Annotated in this window: 14 protein-coding genes and 1 tRNA gene; 11 read left to right on the top strand and 4 right to left on the bottom strand. The window is 37.4% G+C overall.

Translation table 11 applies throughout. The features are described 5' to 3' along the window. The first annotated feature begins 161 nt into the window (after positions 1 to 161). From ydiJ to ABN080_RS02260, 11 genes are all read left to right on the top strand, one after another. Positions 162 to 3,218, top strand: coding sequence for a D-2-hydroxyglutarate dehydrogenase YdiJ (ydiJ, locus tag ABN080_RS02210; protein WP_349440244.1), 3,057 nt, complete (start codon positions 162 to 164; stop codon positions 3,216 to 3,218). Beyond that, entirely contained in the window at positions 3,215 to 3,628 is a 414-nt protein-coding gene (menI, locus tag ABN080_RS02215) for a 1,4-dihydroxy-2-naphthoyl-CoA hydrolase (RefSeq protein ID WP_072070326.1), read from the top strand. Before ydiJ ends, menI begins: the two co-directional genes overlap by 4 nt. A 171-nt stretch (positions 3,629 to 3,799) precedes the next feature. Beyond that, positions 3,800 to 4,420 carry a hypothetical protein gene (locus ABN080_RS02220; protein ID WP_349440245.1) on the top strand — a complete coding sequence of 207 codons (621 nt, stop codon included), beginning with the start codon at positions 3,800 to 3,802 and terminating at the stop codon, positions 4,418 to 4,420. 417 nt (positions 4,421 to 4,837) lie between these two features. After that, positions 4,838 to 5,206, top strand: coding sequence for a Fe-S cluster assembly scaffold SufA (sufA, locus tag ABN080_RS02225; RefSeq protein ID WP_196553154.1), 369 nt, complete (start codon positions 4,838 to 4,840; stop codon positions 5,204 to 5,206). Between the two features lie 17 nt (positions 5,207 to 5,223). After that, on the top strand, positions 5,224 to 6,726 hold the full coding sequence (sufB, locus tag ABN080_RS02230; protein WP_072070320.1) for a Fe-S cluster assembly protein SufB: 1,503 nt from the start codon (positions 5,224 to 5,226) through the stop codon (positions 6,724 to 6,726). 44 nt (positions 6,727 to 6,770) lie between these two features. Beyond that, complete coding sequence (gene sufC / locus ABN080_RS02235) at positions 6,771 to 7,517, top strand: Fe-S cluster assembly ATPase SufC (RefSeq protein ID WP_072070316.1); 747 nt, start codon at positions 6,771 to 6,773, stop codon at positions 7,515 to 7,517. Beyond that, positions 7,492 to 8,799, top strand: a complete 1,308-nt coding sequence (gene sufD / locus ABN080_RS02240; protein WP_349440246.1) for a Fe-S cluster assembly protein SufD — start codon at positions 7,492 to 7,494, stop codon at positions 8,797 to 8,799. The genes sufC and sufD overlap by 26 nt, the downstream gene beginning before the upstream one ends. Before the next feature lie 11 nt (positions 8,800 to 8,810). Further along, on the top strand, positions 8,811 to 10,049 hold the full coding sequence (gene sufS, locus ABN080_RS02245; RefSeq protein ID WP_340896382.1) for a cysteine desulfurase SufS: 1,239 nt from the start codon (positions 8,811 to 8,813) through the stop codon (positions 10,047 to 10,049). 23 nt (positions 10,050 to 10,072) lie between these two features. Continuing rightward, positions 10,073 to 10,501, top strand: a complete 429-nt coding sequence (sufE, locus tag ABN080_RS02250; protein ID WP_072070310.1) for a cysteine desulfuration protein SufE — start codon at positions 10,073 to 10,075, stop codon at positions 10,499 to 10,501. Positions 10,502 to 10,618: 117 nt separating this feature from the next. Continuing rightward, positions 10,619 to 11,536, top strand: a complete 918-nt coding sequence (locus ABN080_RS02255; protein WP_115349641.1) for a L,D-transpeptidase family protein — start codon at positions 10,619 to 10,621, stop codon at positions 11,534 to 11,536. Positions 11,537 to 11,714: 178 nt separating this feature from the next. Beyond that, positions 11,715 to 12,425 (top strand): hypothetical protein, encoded by a 711-nt coding sequence (locus tag ABN080_RS02260; protein WP_349440247.1) that lies wholly within the window; start codon positions 11,715 to 11,717, stop codon positions 12,423 to 12,425. 93 nt (positions 12,426 to 12,518) lie between these two features. Here the strand turns inward: ABN080_RS02260 and ABN080_RS02265 are convergent, their stop codons facing one another. The 4 genes from ABN080_RS02265 to ABN080_RS02280 all read right to left on the bottom strand — a co-directional run bounded on the left by ABN080_RS02265 (position 12,519) and on the right by ABN080_RS02280 (position 16,183). After that, positions 12,519 to 12,758, bottom strand: a complete 240-nt coding sequence (locus ABN080_RS02265) for a major outer membrane lipoprotein (RefSeq protein WP_036937280.1) — start codon at positions 12,756 to 12,758, stop codon at positions 12,519 to 12,521. 265 nt (positions 12,759 to 13,023) lie between these two features. After that, a complete protein-coding gene (locus ABN080_RS02270; RefSeq protein WP_349440248.1) occupies positions 13,024 to 14,082 on the bottom strand; it encodes a linear amide C-N hydrolase in 1,059 nt (352 codons plus the stop codon). Positions 14,083 to 14,234: 152 nt separating this feature from the next. Continuing rightward, positions 14,235 to 15,647: a pyruvate kinase PykF gene (pykF, locus tag ABN080_RS02275; RefSeq protein ID WP_196553148.1), complete on the bottom strand. Its 1,413-nt coding sequence runs from the start codon at positions 15,645 to 15,647 to the stop codon at positions 14,235 to 14,237. A gap of 459 nt (positions 15,648 to 16,106) precedes the next feature. Beyond that, positions 16,107 to 16,183, bottom strand: a tRNA-Val gene (locus ABN080_RS02280). Positions 16,184 to 16,286: the final 103 nt, after the last annotated feature.

Raw genomic sequence — 16,286 nt, forward strand, 5'->3', positions numbered from 1 at the left:
AATATCACGTTGTTTATATCACTACGCAATTTGCCAGAATTGTATGATAAGGTGAACAGGTATCGGTCTGAAAGTACAAAATGAGTAAAAGTACCTCTTAGCATACATTTCAATATCAAAAATTAAGCAATGTGGACTATTAGATTAAAGAGCTATAACAAATGATCCCACGTATATCGCAAGCACCGCAAGTTAGTGAACTCACAACAGAATTTCTTGATACTCTCCGTAAGAATGGCTTCACTGGTGATATCTCCAGCAGTTATGCTGATAGACTCACTATGGCAACAGATAATAGTATTTACCAGTTATTGCCACAGGCGGTGGTTTTTCCTCGCTCAACGGCTGACGTTACTATTGTTGCACGCCTAGTCGATGAACCCAAATTTCATTCGCTTTCTTTGACACCAAGAGGCGGAGGTACCGGCACCAATGGGCAGGCATTGACTGATGGTATAGTGGTTGATTTATCTCGTTATATGAAACGTATTATTGAGATAAACCCAGAAGAACGTTGGGTTAAAGTTGAAGCTGGTGTGATAAAAGATGAGCTCAATCTGTTTTTAAAACCCTATGGCTTTTTTTTCGCACCAGAACTTTCTACCAGTAACCGAGCCACATTAGGTGGAATGATTAACACCGATGCCTCAGGGCAAGGTTCTATGGTTTATGGTAAAACCTCTGATCATGTCCTCGGTATTCGGGCGGTCTTGTTAGGTGGCGAACTCCTTGAAACCCGCTCCATGGATACGGCATTAGCCGAAAATATCGCCCAAGAAAGCTCTGCTATTGGGAAGGTTTATCGAACAGTTTTATCCCGTTGCAAAGAGCAACGAAAACTTATTCTTGAAAAATTCCCTAAATTAAACCGCTTTTTAACGGGATATGATTTGCGTCATGTTTTTAGTGATGACATGAAACGCTTTGACTTAACGCGAATTTTAACCGGTTCAGAGGGCACACTGGCATTTATTACTGAAGCAACGTTGGATATCACGCCCATTCCAAAACAACGCAGCTTAGTAAATGTAAAATATGACTCTTTTGATTCTGCATTGCGTAACGCACCTTTTTTAGTTAAAGCCAATGCACTTTCTGTTGAAACCGTTGATTCCAAAGTCTTGAATCTTGCTCGTGAAGATATTGTGTGGCATTCCGTCAAAGAACTGATCACGGATGTGGCAGATAAAGATATGCAAGGCCTTAATATTGTTGAGTTTGCGGGGGATGATGAAGCATTAATTTATTCTCAAGTTACATCATTATGTCAGCGTTTAGACTCATTAATGAAAGAGGGACAAAGCGGTGTTATTGGTTATCAAGTGTGTGATGATTTAGCGGATATTAACCGCATTTATGCCATGCGTAAAAAAGCAGTTGGTTTATTAGGTAATGCAAAAGGGCAAGCAAAGCCTATACCTTTTGTAGAAGATACCTGTGTACCACCAGAACATCTTGCTGATTATATTACAGAATTTAGAGCGTTACTTGACAGTCATCAACTCAATTATGGCATGTTTGGGCATGTTGATGCGGGTGTATTGCACGTAAGACCTGCACTCGATATGTGCGATCCACAACAAGAATTGCTGATGAAATCTATCTCAGATGACATTGTTACGTTAACAGCCAAATATGGTGGGTTACTTTGGGGTGAGCATGGAAAAGGCTTTAGAGCGCAATACAGCCCTGAATTTTTTGGTGAAACGCTCTATCACGAACTTCGCCAGATAAAAACGGTGTTCGATCCTCGAAATCGACTTAATCCTGGGAAAATCTGTCCTCCGTTAGAGGTCGATGAACCTATGAAACAAGTTGATACCATTAAACGAGGTACCTTTGATCGCACCATCCCTTTATCTGTCCGTCAAGATTTTAAAGGGGCTTTAGACTGTAATGGTAATGGGCTTTGCTTTAATTTTGATGCGAAAAGCCCGATGTGTCCTTCCATGAAAATTAGTGGGCAACGCATTCATTCACCCAAAGGGCGAGCTGCACTTGTAAGGGAGTGGCTACGCTTATTAACAGAGCAAGGTGTTAACCCAAAACAACTTGGATCTAGCCTAGAAAATAACAAACCTAGCTTAAGAAGTTTGATTGAAAAAACACGTAATACATGGAAAGCCAAACGTGGCGAATATGACTTTTCTCATGAAGTAAAAGCGGCTATGAATGGCTGTTTAGCTTGTAAAGCCTGTTCAACTCAGTGTCCGATTAAAATTGACGTACCGTCATTTCGTTCTAAATTTACTGAATTGTACCACCAGCGCTACTTACGGCCATTAAAAGATCATATTGTTGCGAATGTTGAACTAACAACTCCTGTCATGGCTAAGGCGCCGGAATTCTTTAATTTCTTTATGAAGCAGCCTTTGGTGCAGTCATTAAGTAAACATACCATAGGAATGGTAGATTTACCGTTGCTGTCATCGCCAACATTAAAACAACAACTAGCTGGTCACCACGCTCTAGATATGACGTTAGAAGATTTAGAACGTTTATCAGATAAGCAACGAAGTCATTATGTGTTGGTGGTGCAAGATCCTTTTACTAGCTATTACGATGCAAAAGTGGTCGCAGATTTTATCAAACTCATTGAAAAAATTGGGTTTAAACCTGTTTTACTGCCTTTTTCACCTAATGGAAAGGCGCAACATATTAAAGGCTTTTTACAAAAATTTAGTAAAACAGCACAAAAAACGTCAATTATGCTTAATCGTGTTGCAAAATTAGACATTCCAATGGTGGGAGTTGATCCCGCATTAGTGCTTTGTTATCGCGATGAATATCGTGAAATACTGGGTGATAAGCGTGGTGATTTTAATGTTCAGCTCGTTCATGAATGGTTAAATAAATTAGTGAGTGAACCAATAGCTGTTCGCGATGATGCTGAAAAATGGTATCTTTTCGGGCATTGTACGGAAGTGACGGCACTACCACAAAGTATGAAACAGTGGCAGACAATTTTCCAACGTTATGGGCAACAACTCGAATTTGTAAGCACTGGATGTTGTGGAATGGCTGGTACTTATGGACATGAACTGAACAATTATGAAAACTCATTAGGCATTTACCAACTCTCATGGGGTAATGCACTAAAAACATTGCCGACAATGCGTTGCTTAAGCACAGGGTATTCGTGTCGTAGCCAAGTAAAACGTATTGATAATATTGAGCTTAAACACCCACTACAGGCGCTATTGGAGATTATGCCATGATATGGAAACGTGAAACGACAATCGAGCATCTTAATCATATTGGGCAAAACAATATGATGAGCCATTTAGGTATTGAATTAACGTGCCTCGGTGATGATTATCTTGAAGGAACAATGCCTGTTGATCATCGTACAAAACAACCTCTAGGTTTGTTGCATGGCGGCGCTTCTGTTGTTTTAGCTGAAACCCTAGGATCGGTTGCTGGGTATCTTTGTACCGAAGGAGAACAGAAAATTGTGGGTTTAGAAATTAATGCCAATCATATTCGTTCAGCCAGAGAAGGTAAGGTGAGAGGGGTATGTAAACCTATTCATTTAGGGCGTTCTCATCAAGTGTGGTCAATAGAAATATTTGATGATGAGGATCGTCAAGTGTGTATTTCAAGGTTAACCACATCGGTTATTTCTTAAGAAAGTAAAAAATTAAATGCACAAAGTGAAATACTCGCTTTGTGCATTTTTATGTTTATAGGTAATGAGAAAAAGAATAAAAATAGAGAACGAAAATAGAAATTATTCTTTATTTAGACTTTATTTTTAATGATAATCATTATCTTCATAATAAAAGAAAAGACGCTCATAATGTTAACTATTTCAAAATTCAACACCGCAGCATTATTAATTGCAGGTTTATTACTCACCGGATGTGATAATAATTCTACCTCTAAAGCGAGTAACAATATAAGTAATATTCCAGTACAAAATATTTCTGGTTTTAATATGGCATATCCCACTTCATTTTCAATGAGCAGAGAGGATACTGAAAACTATTTTAAAATATTGCCTGATAATGTTCAGGACGTTACAACAGAAATGATAGTTTATAAATCAAATCCTATTTGTGATTTGTCGGAAGTTCGTCTGGTTTATTTTAAAATGGCCGATGCAATGACTTACGATGTGGATGCTGGAGCACAAGGCATCATTGATAATATTGCGATAATTGATGGTATGAATGAGATTTTCACATCAATAAAACCATTAACCATTCCAAATGTTGAAAGCCGTCATGTTCTTTTTGAAGGAAATATGGCAAGAGAAAATGTGAGCTATGAAGGTGTTTTAGTGGCAGACCTTAGCACTAATCGCGTTTGGCAATTGCAATTTATTAGTACAATAAATAGCCAGTCTAACAAGCAAAAATACAAACAACTTATTGAATGTACAAGAGAACATATTCAAACTATTTCAATTAATAAATAAGTTCAGCAAACACACAATACAATAAGAAGTTATTCCATCAGTGGTGCTATCTTATCCCTCATGACAAGCATAAAAATGAAATGTCTGTATTGTAAATACCATCGTGTAGATACATATTTTTATGCTTTTTTCTCTCGATTTCAGTGATAACATATAAAGTGCATTTATATTGCAACTTATATGCTTATTGTGCGAATTATAAGAAAAATTAAAAGTTTTATTTTTTGTTATAAAAAAAGACAAAAGTGATATATTACATAGCGTTAAAAATAAAATTTAACAAATTTAACGCAACAATAGAACAAAAAACATACATTTGCATAATATCCTTTCAAAAGACATGGTTGAAGTGATAAGGGTTATCATTACCATTAGTGTCAGGAAAGATATCAATCTCCTTTCGAAATGAGGTCAGAAATGACAAACAACGTTGAAACTTTTTCTCTTAACGACACAGCTTGGCAAGGCATTGTACTGACGGATGATGCAGCAAAACATATTTGCCATTTAGTTGAGAAAAACCCTGAAAAACAGGGGCTTTCCTTAAATATCAAACCCTCTGGTTGTACTGGGTATGGTTATGTTATTGAACTCGTAGCCGGCCCTAATGAAGATGATATTGTGTATGAACATAATGGCGCAAAACTGTTTGTTTCATTGAAAGCAATGCCATTCATCGATGGGCTTGTTGTTGATTATGTTCGTGAAGGACTTAATCAAATGTTTAAATTTAATAATCCTAAAGCTCAAAACGTCTGCGGATGTGGTGAGAGCTTTGGGGTATAACATAGTGAAGTCAGATTATGTCTCAGAGCAATGTTGAAATTGGTGATGAAGTTCAGGGATGGCTAAGCGATCACCACTATAAAGAAGGTTTTTATACCGATATATCAACTGACACCTTAGAAAAAGGATTAAATGAAGCGGTTGTACGTGCAATATCGGCAAAAAGAAACGAGCCAGAGTGGATGCTGGAATTTCGTTTAGATGCATATCGGCATTGGCTAGAAATGGAAGAGCCACATTGGCTAAAAGCGGATTATCCATCGCTTAATTACCAAGATTATAGCTATTATTCTGCACCTTCTTGCAGTTCATGTTGTGCTAACGGCAGTTGTGCTGGTGGTACAAATGAAGCAGTAACCAGTGATAAGCAAGCTGTGCAAGATTATTTAACTAAAGAAGTTGAAGATGCCTTTAACCAACTGGGTGTCCCTGTAAGAGAAGGGCAAGCGGTTGCAGTTGATGCAATTTTTGACTCTGTTTCAGTTTCAACAACATATCGTGAAGAGCTTGCTGAACATGGCATTATTTTCTGCTCATTTAGCGAAGCTATTCAAGAATACCCTGATTTAGTGCGTCAGTATTTAGGTACTGTTGTATCAAGCCATGATAACTACTTTGCCGCACTGAATGCCGCCGTCGCGTCTGATGGAACTTTTGTCTATATTCCAAAAGGGGTACGTTGCCCAATGGAGTTATCGACTTATTTCCGTATTAATGCGGCTCAGACAGGTCAATTTGAACGAACTATTTTGGTCGCTGATGAAGGCAGTTATGTCAGTTATATCGAAGGTTGTTCAGCGCCAGTTCGTGATAGTTATCAACTTCACGCCGCTGTGGTTGAAGTCATTATTCATAAAGATGCTGAAGTAAAATATTCTACTGTACAAAACTGGTTCTCTGGTGGCGATAGTGAAGGTGGCATTCTTAACTTTGTAACTAAACGTGCTATCTGCGAAGGCGAAAATGCCAAGATGTCGTGGACGCAGTCAGAAACCGGTTCTGCAATCACTTGGAAATACCCAAGCGTGATTTTAAAAGGGGATAATTCTACGGCTGAATTTTTCTCGGTTGCCCTAACTAACGGCAATCAACAAGCAGATACTGGTACTAAGATGATCCATATTGGCAAAAATACCAAATCAACCATTATCTCTAAAGGCATTTCAGCGGGTAAAAGTCAAAATAGTTACCGTGGACTTGTGAAAGTTCTCCCTGGTGCAAAAAATGCCCGTAATTTTACACAATGTGATTCTATGTTAATTGGTACGCAATGTGGCGCACATACTTTTCCATATGTTGAGGTAATGAATAACTCAGCACAGCTTGAACACGAAGCGACAACGTCACGTATTGGTGAAGATCAACTGTTTTATTGTCGTCAACGTGGATTAAGTGAAGATGATGCAATCTCAATGATTGTAAACGGGTTTTGTAAAGACGTGTTCTCAGAATTACCGCTGGAATTTGCTGTAGAAGCACAAAAATTATTAGCAATCAGCTTAGAGCATAGCGTTGGTTAAGTATTAATCAAATTCTGGGTGTAACGATACCTAAGGCATATATTATGTTAGATATTAAAAATTTACATGTCAGTGTTGAAGGCAATGAAATCCTGAAAGGGCTAGATTTGCAAGTTCGTGCAGGTGAAGTTCATGCGATTATGGGGCCAAATGGTTCAGGTAAAAGTACCTTATCTGCAACACTCGCTGGCCGTGAAGAATATGAAGTAGATGAAGGTTCTATTACTTTCAAAAATAAAGATTTATTAGAATTAGAACCTGAAGATCGCGCAGGTGAGGGTATTTTTATGGCATTTCAATACCCTGTTGAAATACCCGGTGTCAGTAATCAGTTTTTCTTACAATCTTCAGTGAATGCGGTAAGAGAATATCGTGGACAAGAGCCATTAGATCGCTTTGATTTTGAAGATTTTATTGAAGATAAAATCAAATTACTGGATATGCCTCAAGATTTGTTAACACGTTCTGTTAACGTGGGCTTCTCAGGTGGTGAGAAAAAACGTAACGATATTTTGCAAATGGCCGCCCTAGAACCAGAACTGTGCATTTTAGATGAAACAGACTCAGGCCTTGATATTGACGCATTAAAAATCGTGTCTAATGGTGTTAATAGCCTACGTGATGGTAAACGTGCGTTTATTGTTGTAACACACTATCAACGTATTCTTGATTATATTAAACCTGATTTTGTACATGTGCTTTATCAGGGAAAAATCATTAAATCAGGTGATTTTTCATTGGCGCAAAAATTGGAGGAACAAGGTTATGGCTGGCTTATTGACCCTCAATGAAAAGCGTGAAAAGCAGCGCCAAGTTGAATTACGTAATCAACAAGCACTAAAAATATTTTCTGAATTATATCATCAACGTAAAGGTGACGATAACTTCAACGCTCGTAATCATTGGTTGCAAGTTGAGAAAGTAGGTTTTCCTATTTATCGCCATGAAGATTGGCACTATACACCATTAGATGAGACGTTAAGCCAAAGTTATCAACAGTTACCCCCTTTTGATGTGCAAAGCTTAATTACTAAACATGCTTTAGCACTTGATTGCTATCGTGTTGTAATGGTGAATGGTACGTTTTCGCCAACAGAAAGTAGTAAAGAATTCGGCCCTTATCAGGTGACCTTACTTGATAATCAGAGTGAGCTACCTGAGGCCGTCAATGGTGAAATTTTTCTGCATTTAGTTGAAAGTTTAGCGCCACACCCTTTGCTTATTACACTGAAAAAGGGTGTTATTGCGGATAAACCGCTTTATATCCTTAATATTACACAAGGTGAGCATGGTGCTAAGGTGAATAACGCGAATTATCGTTTTCATCTTGATGTGGGTGCTAATACACAAATGCAGGTCATTGAGCATTATATCAGCAGTAATAATGAAAATCGCCATTTTACTGGCGCGAGATTAACGGCAACGATTGGTGATAATGCCTCTTTTAGCCATATCAAATTAAGTTTTGAAAATGCAGAAAGTCAGCACTTTGCACATAACGATCTGACTATTGGTCGTGATGCTCGTGTTAATAGTTATGCTTTCTTATTGGGTGCTAAACTCAGTCGGCACCATACTAGCTCTGCGCTAAAAGGTGAAAATACAGAGCTTTCGATGAATAGCGTTGTATTACCTAAGGCCGGAGAAATTGCTGATACTCGTACTTGGTTGGTTCATGGTGAGAAAAATTGCCAAAGTCGTCAACTACATAAAAGTATTGCAATGGATGCAGGAAAGGCCGTATTTAACGGTATGATCACTGTTACGCCACAAGCATTAAAAACAGACGGTCAAATGACGAATAACAATCTGTTGCTGGGTGATAAGGCGCAAATCGATACTAAACCACAACTTGAAATTTATGCTGACGATGTAAAATGTAGCCATGGCGCTACAGTGGGTAGAATTGATGATGAACAGTTGTTTTATTTACGCTCACGCGGCATCCCTTTAAGTGATGCTCGTAAAATGATTATTCATGCATTTGCTGCTGAATTAACTGAATCGTTAGAAAATAAAGTGATTAAATCGCTTGTATTAGACAGAATTAATCAGCGCTTATTAGAGGTATAAAATAAGGCATTATGACGCATTCCATTGAAAAAGCGCGAGATGACTTTCCAATTCTTTCACAACAAGTGAAAGGAAAACCACTGGTCTACCTCGACAGTGCCGCAAGTGCTCAAAAACCGGCTTGCGTCATTGAACATGAAAAACAGTTTGCCTTAACACAATATGCCGCGGTTCATCGCGGCATTCATACGTTAAGTGCAAATGCGACAACGTTGGTTGAAAATGTCCGTAAAAAAGCCTGTGATTTTTTAGGTGCCAATAGTGAAGAAGAGATTGTTTTTGTTAAAGGAACAACGGAAGGGATCAACCTAATTGCAAATGTTTATAGCCAACGATTTTTAAATGATGGTGACAATATCATCATCACAGAAATGGAGCACCATGCGAATATTGTTCCATGGTATATGCTGGCAAAACAGTATGGTTTTCATGTTCGCATTTTACCGTTATTACAAGATGGTACGCTGGACTTAAGTCAGTTACCTAGTTTAATTGATGAGCGAACAAAATTACTTAGTATTACTCATCAATCAAATGTATTAGGCACAGTGAACCCAGTTGCAAACATTATTTATGATGCTCGGCAATATGCTTCTCAACAAGGTGGTGAATTACATATCTTGGTTGATGGTGCGCAGAGCGTAATGCATCAACCCATTAATGTTTCACAACTTGATTGTGACTTTTTTGTTTGTAGTGCTCATAAGCTTTATGGACCGACAGGGATTGGTTTGTTGTACGGTAAAAAGGTAGTTCTCGATGAATTGCCACCTTGGGAAGGTGGTGGTGCAATGATAAAACATGTCCATATCAATGGTGATATTACCTATGCGGATGCGCCTTGGCGTTTTGAAGCGGGTACGCCTAACATTATGGGGATGATTGGATTAGGTGCAGCATTAGATTATCTTTCAGATTTAGGCATGAATAATATTGCGAAATATGAAAATAGTATAATGAAGTATGCACAAGAGCAGCTACAAAAAGTAAAATCATTAACGCTGTATGGCAATGATTTTCGCCAAGGTGTGATAGCCTTTAATTTAGGTAAACATCACGCTTATGACGTAGGTGCTTTTCTTGATAATTATGGTATTGCGATCCGTACTGGCCATCATTGTGCTATGCCAATTATGGATTATTATCAGGTTCCTGCAATGTGTCGTGCATCTCTTGGGTTGTATACTAATAAAAACGATATAGATGCACTGGTTAATGCACTATTGCGTGTCGAAATGCTATTAGGTTAAAGATTAAAACAAAGAGGTTATTCATGGCAGTTGCTAATTTGCCAGATGAAGCAAAATTATTACGCAATTTCTCTCGTTGTCAGGATTGGGAGCAACGTTATCTTTATATGATGGAGCTAGGTGAGCGTCTTCCTTCTCTAACAGAAGAACAACGTATTTCAGCTAACTTTATTGAAGGTTGCCAAAGCCAAGTTTGGATCGCTGTTTCTCTTAATGAGAATAAACAACTTATCCTTGCTGGTGATAGTGATGCAGGCATTGTTAAAGGGTTAGTCGCCTTGGTTATTATCTTATTCCAAGGTAAAACAGTTGAGCAAGCTTTAGCGACGGATGTAAAACATTATTTCTCATCATTAGCACTGGAAAGTCATTTAACGCCATCTAGAACACAAGGTTTACATGCAATGGTGACAACGCTTATTAGGCGTTTTTCAGAATACACTGTAGCGTAAATGTTACCTTATCCCTCATTAATGATCTAAACTGACTAATTATATGAATAGCATAACAATGATAATGTTATCATCATAATAGTCAGTTTATTTTATTTCTAACACACGGGATAAACGATGAAAAAATGGTTAACTCTCTTGGGTGCATCGCTATTAGGAATGAGTAGTCACTTATCTTATGCTACAGAATACCTATTACCCGATGATGGCCAGCGTATTATTGGTAATAATCAATCTTACATTGTGCCGGATGATAAGCGTTCACTAGAAGCGATAGCGTCTGAATATCAAGTGGGATTGCTCAATATGATGGAAGCAAACCCAGGCATTGATCCTCTTTTACCCGATGCCGGTAAAGCATTAACGATCCCGTTACAGATGATTTTACCGGATACTGTGCGAAAAGGTATTGTTATCAATCTTGCCGAATTGCGCCTTTATTATTATCCCAAAGAAGGTGGTACGGTTGATGTTTATCCTATCGGTATTGGTCAATTAGGGCGTGAAACACCTGAAATGGTGACTTCTATTTCTCAACTTATAAAAGATCCCACTTGGACACCAACGACCAATATTCGCAAAAATTATGCAGCAAAGGGGATAACATTGCCTGCGGTTGTTCCTGCTGGCCCTGAAAACCCTATGGGAGCTTATGCGTTAAGATTGGCTCATAGCAGGGGGGAATACCTTATTCATGGTACTAACGCTGATTTTGGTATCGGTTTAAGAGTGAGCTCAGGTTGCATTCGTTTACGTCCAAATGATATTGAGACATTATTTAATGTTGTACCCAAAGGAAGCCGAGTTCAGGTTATCAATAAACCGATTAAATTTACTGAAACTGCAGACGGTAGGCAATTTATTGAAGTTCATCAGCCACTATCACGCAATGAAAATGACGACCCCCAAACCATGCCTTTTACATTTACAAAGCAATTTAATGCTTGGTATGAAAGTGGCAAAGTCGATAAAGATAAAGTCGATGCAGAGCTTATTCGTCGTTCTGGTATACCTGTGGATGTGACTATTGATTAAATATCCCATAAAGTTATAGAAATAAAAAACAGATGCTTATAAACATCTGTTTTTTTTATGGGTAGCTAACTTAGATAAAAACAACTTAAAGTCATAAAAGGTGTATTTTTAACATTAAATAAACAATTATTTCTTTAATATCAAAAACGTCTTTTGCTGATATAGGGAAATTACAGTTATGAAAATTGATTTAAATAAAGGGATTAGTACTTTTGAACGTGTCACTTCTAGTATTGAAAACAAATTTGGCCAGCTATCCGATTTATTAATATCAGTTAAAAATAGCGCTAAAACGTTGTTATTCGGTAGCGAATATCGTAAAAATGAAAATATAAACTGGATATGTGCAAAGCTCATGAATCGCATCGAAGTACCGATTAATGGTGTACATGACACCATAAATGAAAAAAAACTGTCGCTTGACACCACTATTAGTTCTCGATTTAAGCATGATTCATTGTCTGGAGATGCAACTAAATTATTTAACTTAGTCAAGAATGAGCTTTTAAAACAACAGAATAATAAGTTATCGTTTACTGATGGGCATTCAAGTAAGCAAGTTAACTTAATGTTGGCGACATTGTATGAGGTGTATAAACATGCTAATGAATTCGAAGAAAAAGGAATTCATCCTGGGTCGAATTCTTTCTTGAAATCACAAATAGAGAGTTTAATTAAAGATAAATTTATTATTGAAGAGCAAATAGGAAATGAAAAGAGGGTTGTAAATAATGAAGATGGTAAAGTTATTGGTTTCCTTAAGGATATGCATAATAAATATAAAGAAGAATTGGAACCTCATAAAGACGCATTGAAAAAAAGAATAGATTATGAAATGAAGAAATTCGAAAAGCTTCAAGAGGCTCTAAAAGAATATAATCTTCTATAAAACCTAATAGTGTATAAACCAAAGCCCTAACATTGTTAGGGCTTTATGATTAATATTTACCTAAAGCTGTTTTCAGCCTATTGGTGAGTCAAATTACTTTTTATAAGTAGTGACTTGGTTATCTAAACGTTGATTAGCACGAGCTGCTTCGTCATAAGCTGATTTAGCTTCAGCACGCGCAGATTGTACATCACTACTTAGTTGTTGAACTTGAGAGTTCAGGCTACTTACATCAGAAGAGATTTGATCTAACTGTGCATTATTACTAGAAGAACAACCTGCTAATAAGCCTGAAGCCAGAATTACCGCACCTAGTACAAGTTTCGCTTTCATAGTTACAACCTCTATTATTAATTTGTGTAAAGGAACAAGTAGCATTTATATGAAACCATTAATAAGTATGGCACAGATATAAGAAAATGCTGGATTTATTTACTATATTCTACTTACTCATTAACTGAACAATAGAAAAAATAACACCTAAAACGCAAATATTCAGTACAAAAAATGCGTGTTATTTCACAAAAGAATTTTATTCATAAAAGTCTGATAGAAAAATATATTATCTGTCCTTTTTTATTATTGCTTATGCTTTTATCTATAAATGACCTTCTAAATTTACTTTTATGAAAATAGGCTCTGCTTCATTTTTAAATGCTTCAAGCGTAAACTTTTGAAAGTTAAGATTGTTATACCCTCTAAAAAAGAGTATTCCTCGTTCTAAATCGGTGAGCGTTGTCCACACTGAAAATTCACTTGTATGAAGCGCTTTTAACGAGTCATGGCCTAGCAATGGATCGATTGTGGAATTTTTAGGGCGATCGAAACGATTCATGATATGCGCTAATTCAACAAGTTGTATATCAGGATCAGACACCTGGTGATAATACGTTGTATAGTAAACTGCACGAATAAATCTATCGACAGAAGTATCAGAGCTTGGTAAGGAAGCTAAAGCAATTCCACTATCTGGTTGTTTGACTTTAATATTTCCCAATGTGCTGGTGGAAATATTAACATTAGAAAGGTGAGTGTAATTATTTAAGTTAGTAAGATGCCATGGGAATAATGGGCCATTGGTCATGCAATAAGTAGGATTATCATAAATATGCAATTTCCCTTCTGAAACCTCAACAACAATGCAAGCTCCTGTTTTATCATAAAAAGCATAATGAAAAGGGCTGGGCAAGTTGCGTAAAAGTAATAGTTTTTGTGACCAAAAAGCCGTTTTAGGAATGGCTTTCCTTAACTCTTCAACGGTTGCATATTGTGCTAAAGCCCATTCACCGATTGCCGCAATAGGTACTGACGTTGAGTAATCTTGCGGGGTAATATCATCGAGCTTTGAATCAGGAAGCATATTTAAGCTAAAAGAAAGACCTTGAGTATTGATGCCCTCAAGTACGTCTTTTGTCCCTTCTAAATTAATGGGGGCTGTAATGGCAATAAAAGGGTATTTAACAGTATATTTTAGCCCTGGTGTACCGTCTGGTGCATTCTGTTGGAAAGTATGTGCTTTAGGATAATATGCAAATATTGAAGCGGGTTTATCTGTTGAGAACTCCATTGTTCTACCATGGTAAATACGATTTTTTTTATCTTTAATCGCGAGGGTAGTACAAGCGAAGACATTAGTATTTATTGTATCATCAGGCATTTTATATCCTTATTTAGCGTATATGAATAAAAGGCTTACTAAAAGGATAGAAGAAGTGGTAAAGAAAAGTGAATAAATAAACGAGATGTGGGTGAATAATAAAAAACGCCACTTAAAAAGCGGCGTTTTGAACAATTAATATACTGTGTAAATTACAGAACGTGAACAGATGAAGTATTTGTTGTACCACTATCAACTAATGCGCCTGTTACCATAACAACGCGATCACCAGCATGAGCTAAACCACTCGCTAATGCGGCTTCTTTACCGATACGGTAGAAGTCATCAGTAGAAGAAATTTCATTAACTAATTGAGTTGTTACACCTTTAACTAATAGAAGTTGACGAGCGGTTTCTTCGTTGTTTGTTAATGCTAAGATTGGCGCAGTTGGGAAATATTTACGGATAGAACGAGCTGATTTACCACCGAAAGTTGCAACAACAATCAGAGGTGCATCTAAGTTTTCAGCCATTTCTACCGCACCGCGACAAACTGCTTCTGTGACGCGTAATTTTGCAGCGGTTTGTTTGTAATCAAGGCGAGATTGCATGATACGGTCTGTACGATCACAGATAGTTGCCATGATAGTTACCGCTTCTACTGGGTATTTACCTTTAGCACTTTCACCTGACAGCATAACCGCGTCAGTACCATCTAAGATAGCATTCGCAACGTCACCTGCTTCAGCACGAGTAGGGCGTGGATTTTTGATCATTGAATCTAACATTTGCGTTGCAGTGATAACTACTTTGCGCGCCGCGTTACATTTTTCAATCATCATTTTTTGTGCAAAGATAACTTCTTCAACGGGGATCTCAACACCTAAGTCACCACGAGCAACCATGATACCGTCAGAAGCTTCTAAGATCTCATCAAAATTGTTTAAACCTTCTTGGTTTTCAATTTTTGAGATGATCATGATGTTTTCGCCACCGTGTGCCTTTAAGTGTGCACGCATTTCTTCAACATCAGAACGTTTACGAATGAATGATGCAGCAACGAAATCAACGCCTTGTTCGCAACCAAAGATAAGATCTTGTTTATCTTTTTCAGCTAATGCGGGTAAACCGATAGAAACGCCCGGTAAGTTAACACCTTTGTTTTCACCTAAGTCACCGTTGTTTAAAACTTCACAAACAACTTCAGTATCAGTAACTTTTGTTACTTTCATACCGATAAGACCATCATCAACTAATACAGTATTACCAACGGTTAAATCTTTTGCGAAACCTTCATAAGTTACAGCTACACGATCTTTATTACCAACAACAGATTTGTCTGTAGTAAAAGTGAAAGTTTGGCCAGCAACTAAAGCGACATCGTTACCACCTTCTAATTTGATGGTGCGGATTTCTGGGCCTTTAGTATCTAATAAAATAGCGGCTTTTTTGCCTGTTTTAGCACATACGTTACGCAGGTTTTTGATACGGTTGCCATGCTCTTCATAGTCACCGTGAGAGAAGTTTAGACGCATAACATTCATGCCTGCGTCCAGTAATTGATTCAGTTTTTCTTCAGATTCGGTTTTTGGTCCGATGGTGCAAACAATTTTTGTCTTTTTCATGGCAGTCTATTTAATGGTTGTATTGTAATGGATGAATAAGGGTTAATGTCGCTATTTTTAATCAACTGTGCGAAACAGAATATGTAAACTCATCTCTAATGGATAAGTTGCGCAACATGTTAATGATCTAGCAACACCATAAAAAACTTGTCACTATTTTGTATCAATGGTTGGTAGACATCTTACATTATAGTCTATCACGTTTCATTTGTTCTGTTTTCTAAAGATGCCCGTAAATCAATACGCTGAAACCTTTCAACAAAATTATGTTTCGTATTATAGAGGTTAATTTCTATGAAGAAAATCGAAAAAAGGTAAATTTAAGTGATGTGATCAAAATACGGTGCTGACTGCTTGTTTTTTAAACGTTTTGTTGCGCAATAAATTTTTGCAAGCTGAATTAATTATTTTGTAGGGTAGGTAAGATGAGAAAATATTAGAAAAAAGGATAAAGAGAAATGGTGCGTCCAAGTGGACTCGAACCACCGACCCCCACCATGTCAAGGTGGTGCTCTAACCAACTGAGCTATGGACGCACTGTATTGAGATGTTGTTGAAAAACAAATGGTGCGTCCAAGTGGACTCGAACCACCGACCCCCACCATGTCAAGGTGGTGCTCTAACCAACTGAGCTATGGA

The sequence above is a fragment of the Proteus sp. fly-1089 genome (assembly GCF_040138965.1).
GTDB classification, from domain to species: domain Bacteria; phylum Pseudomonadota; class Gammaproteobacteria; order Enterobacterales; family Enterobacteriaceae; genus Proteus; species Proteus vulgaris_B.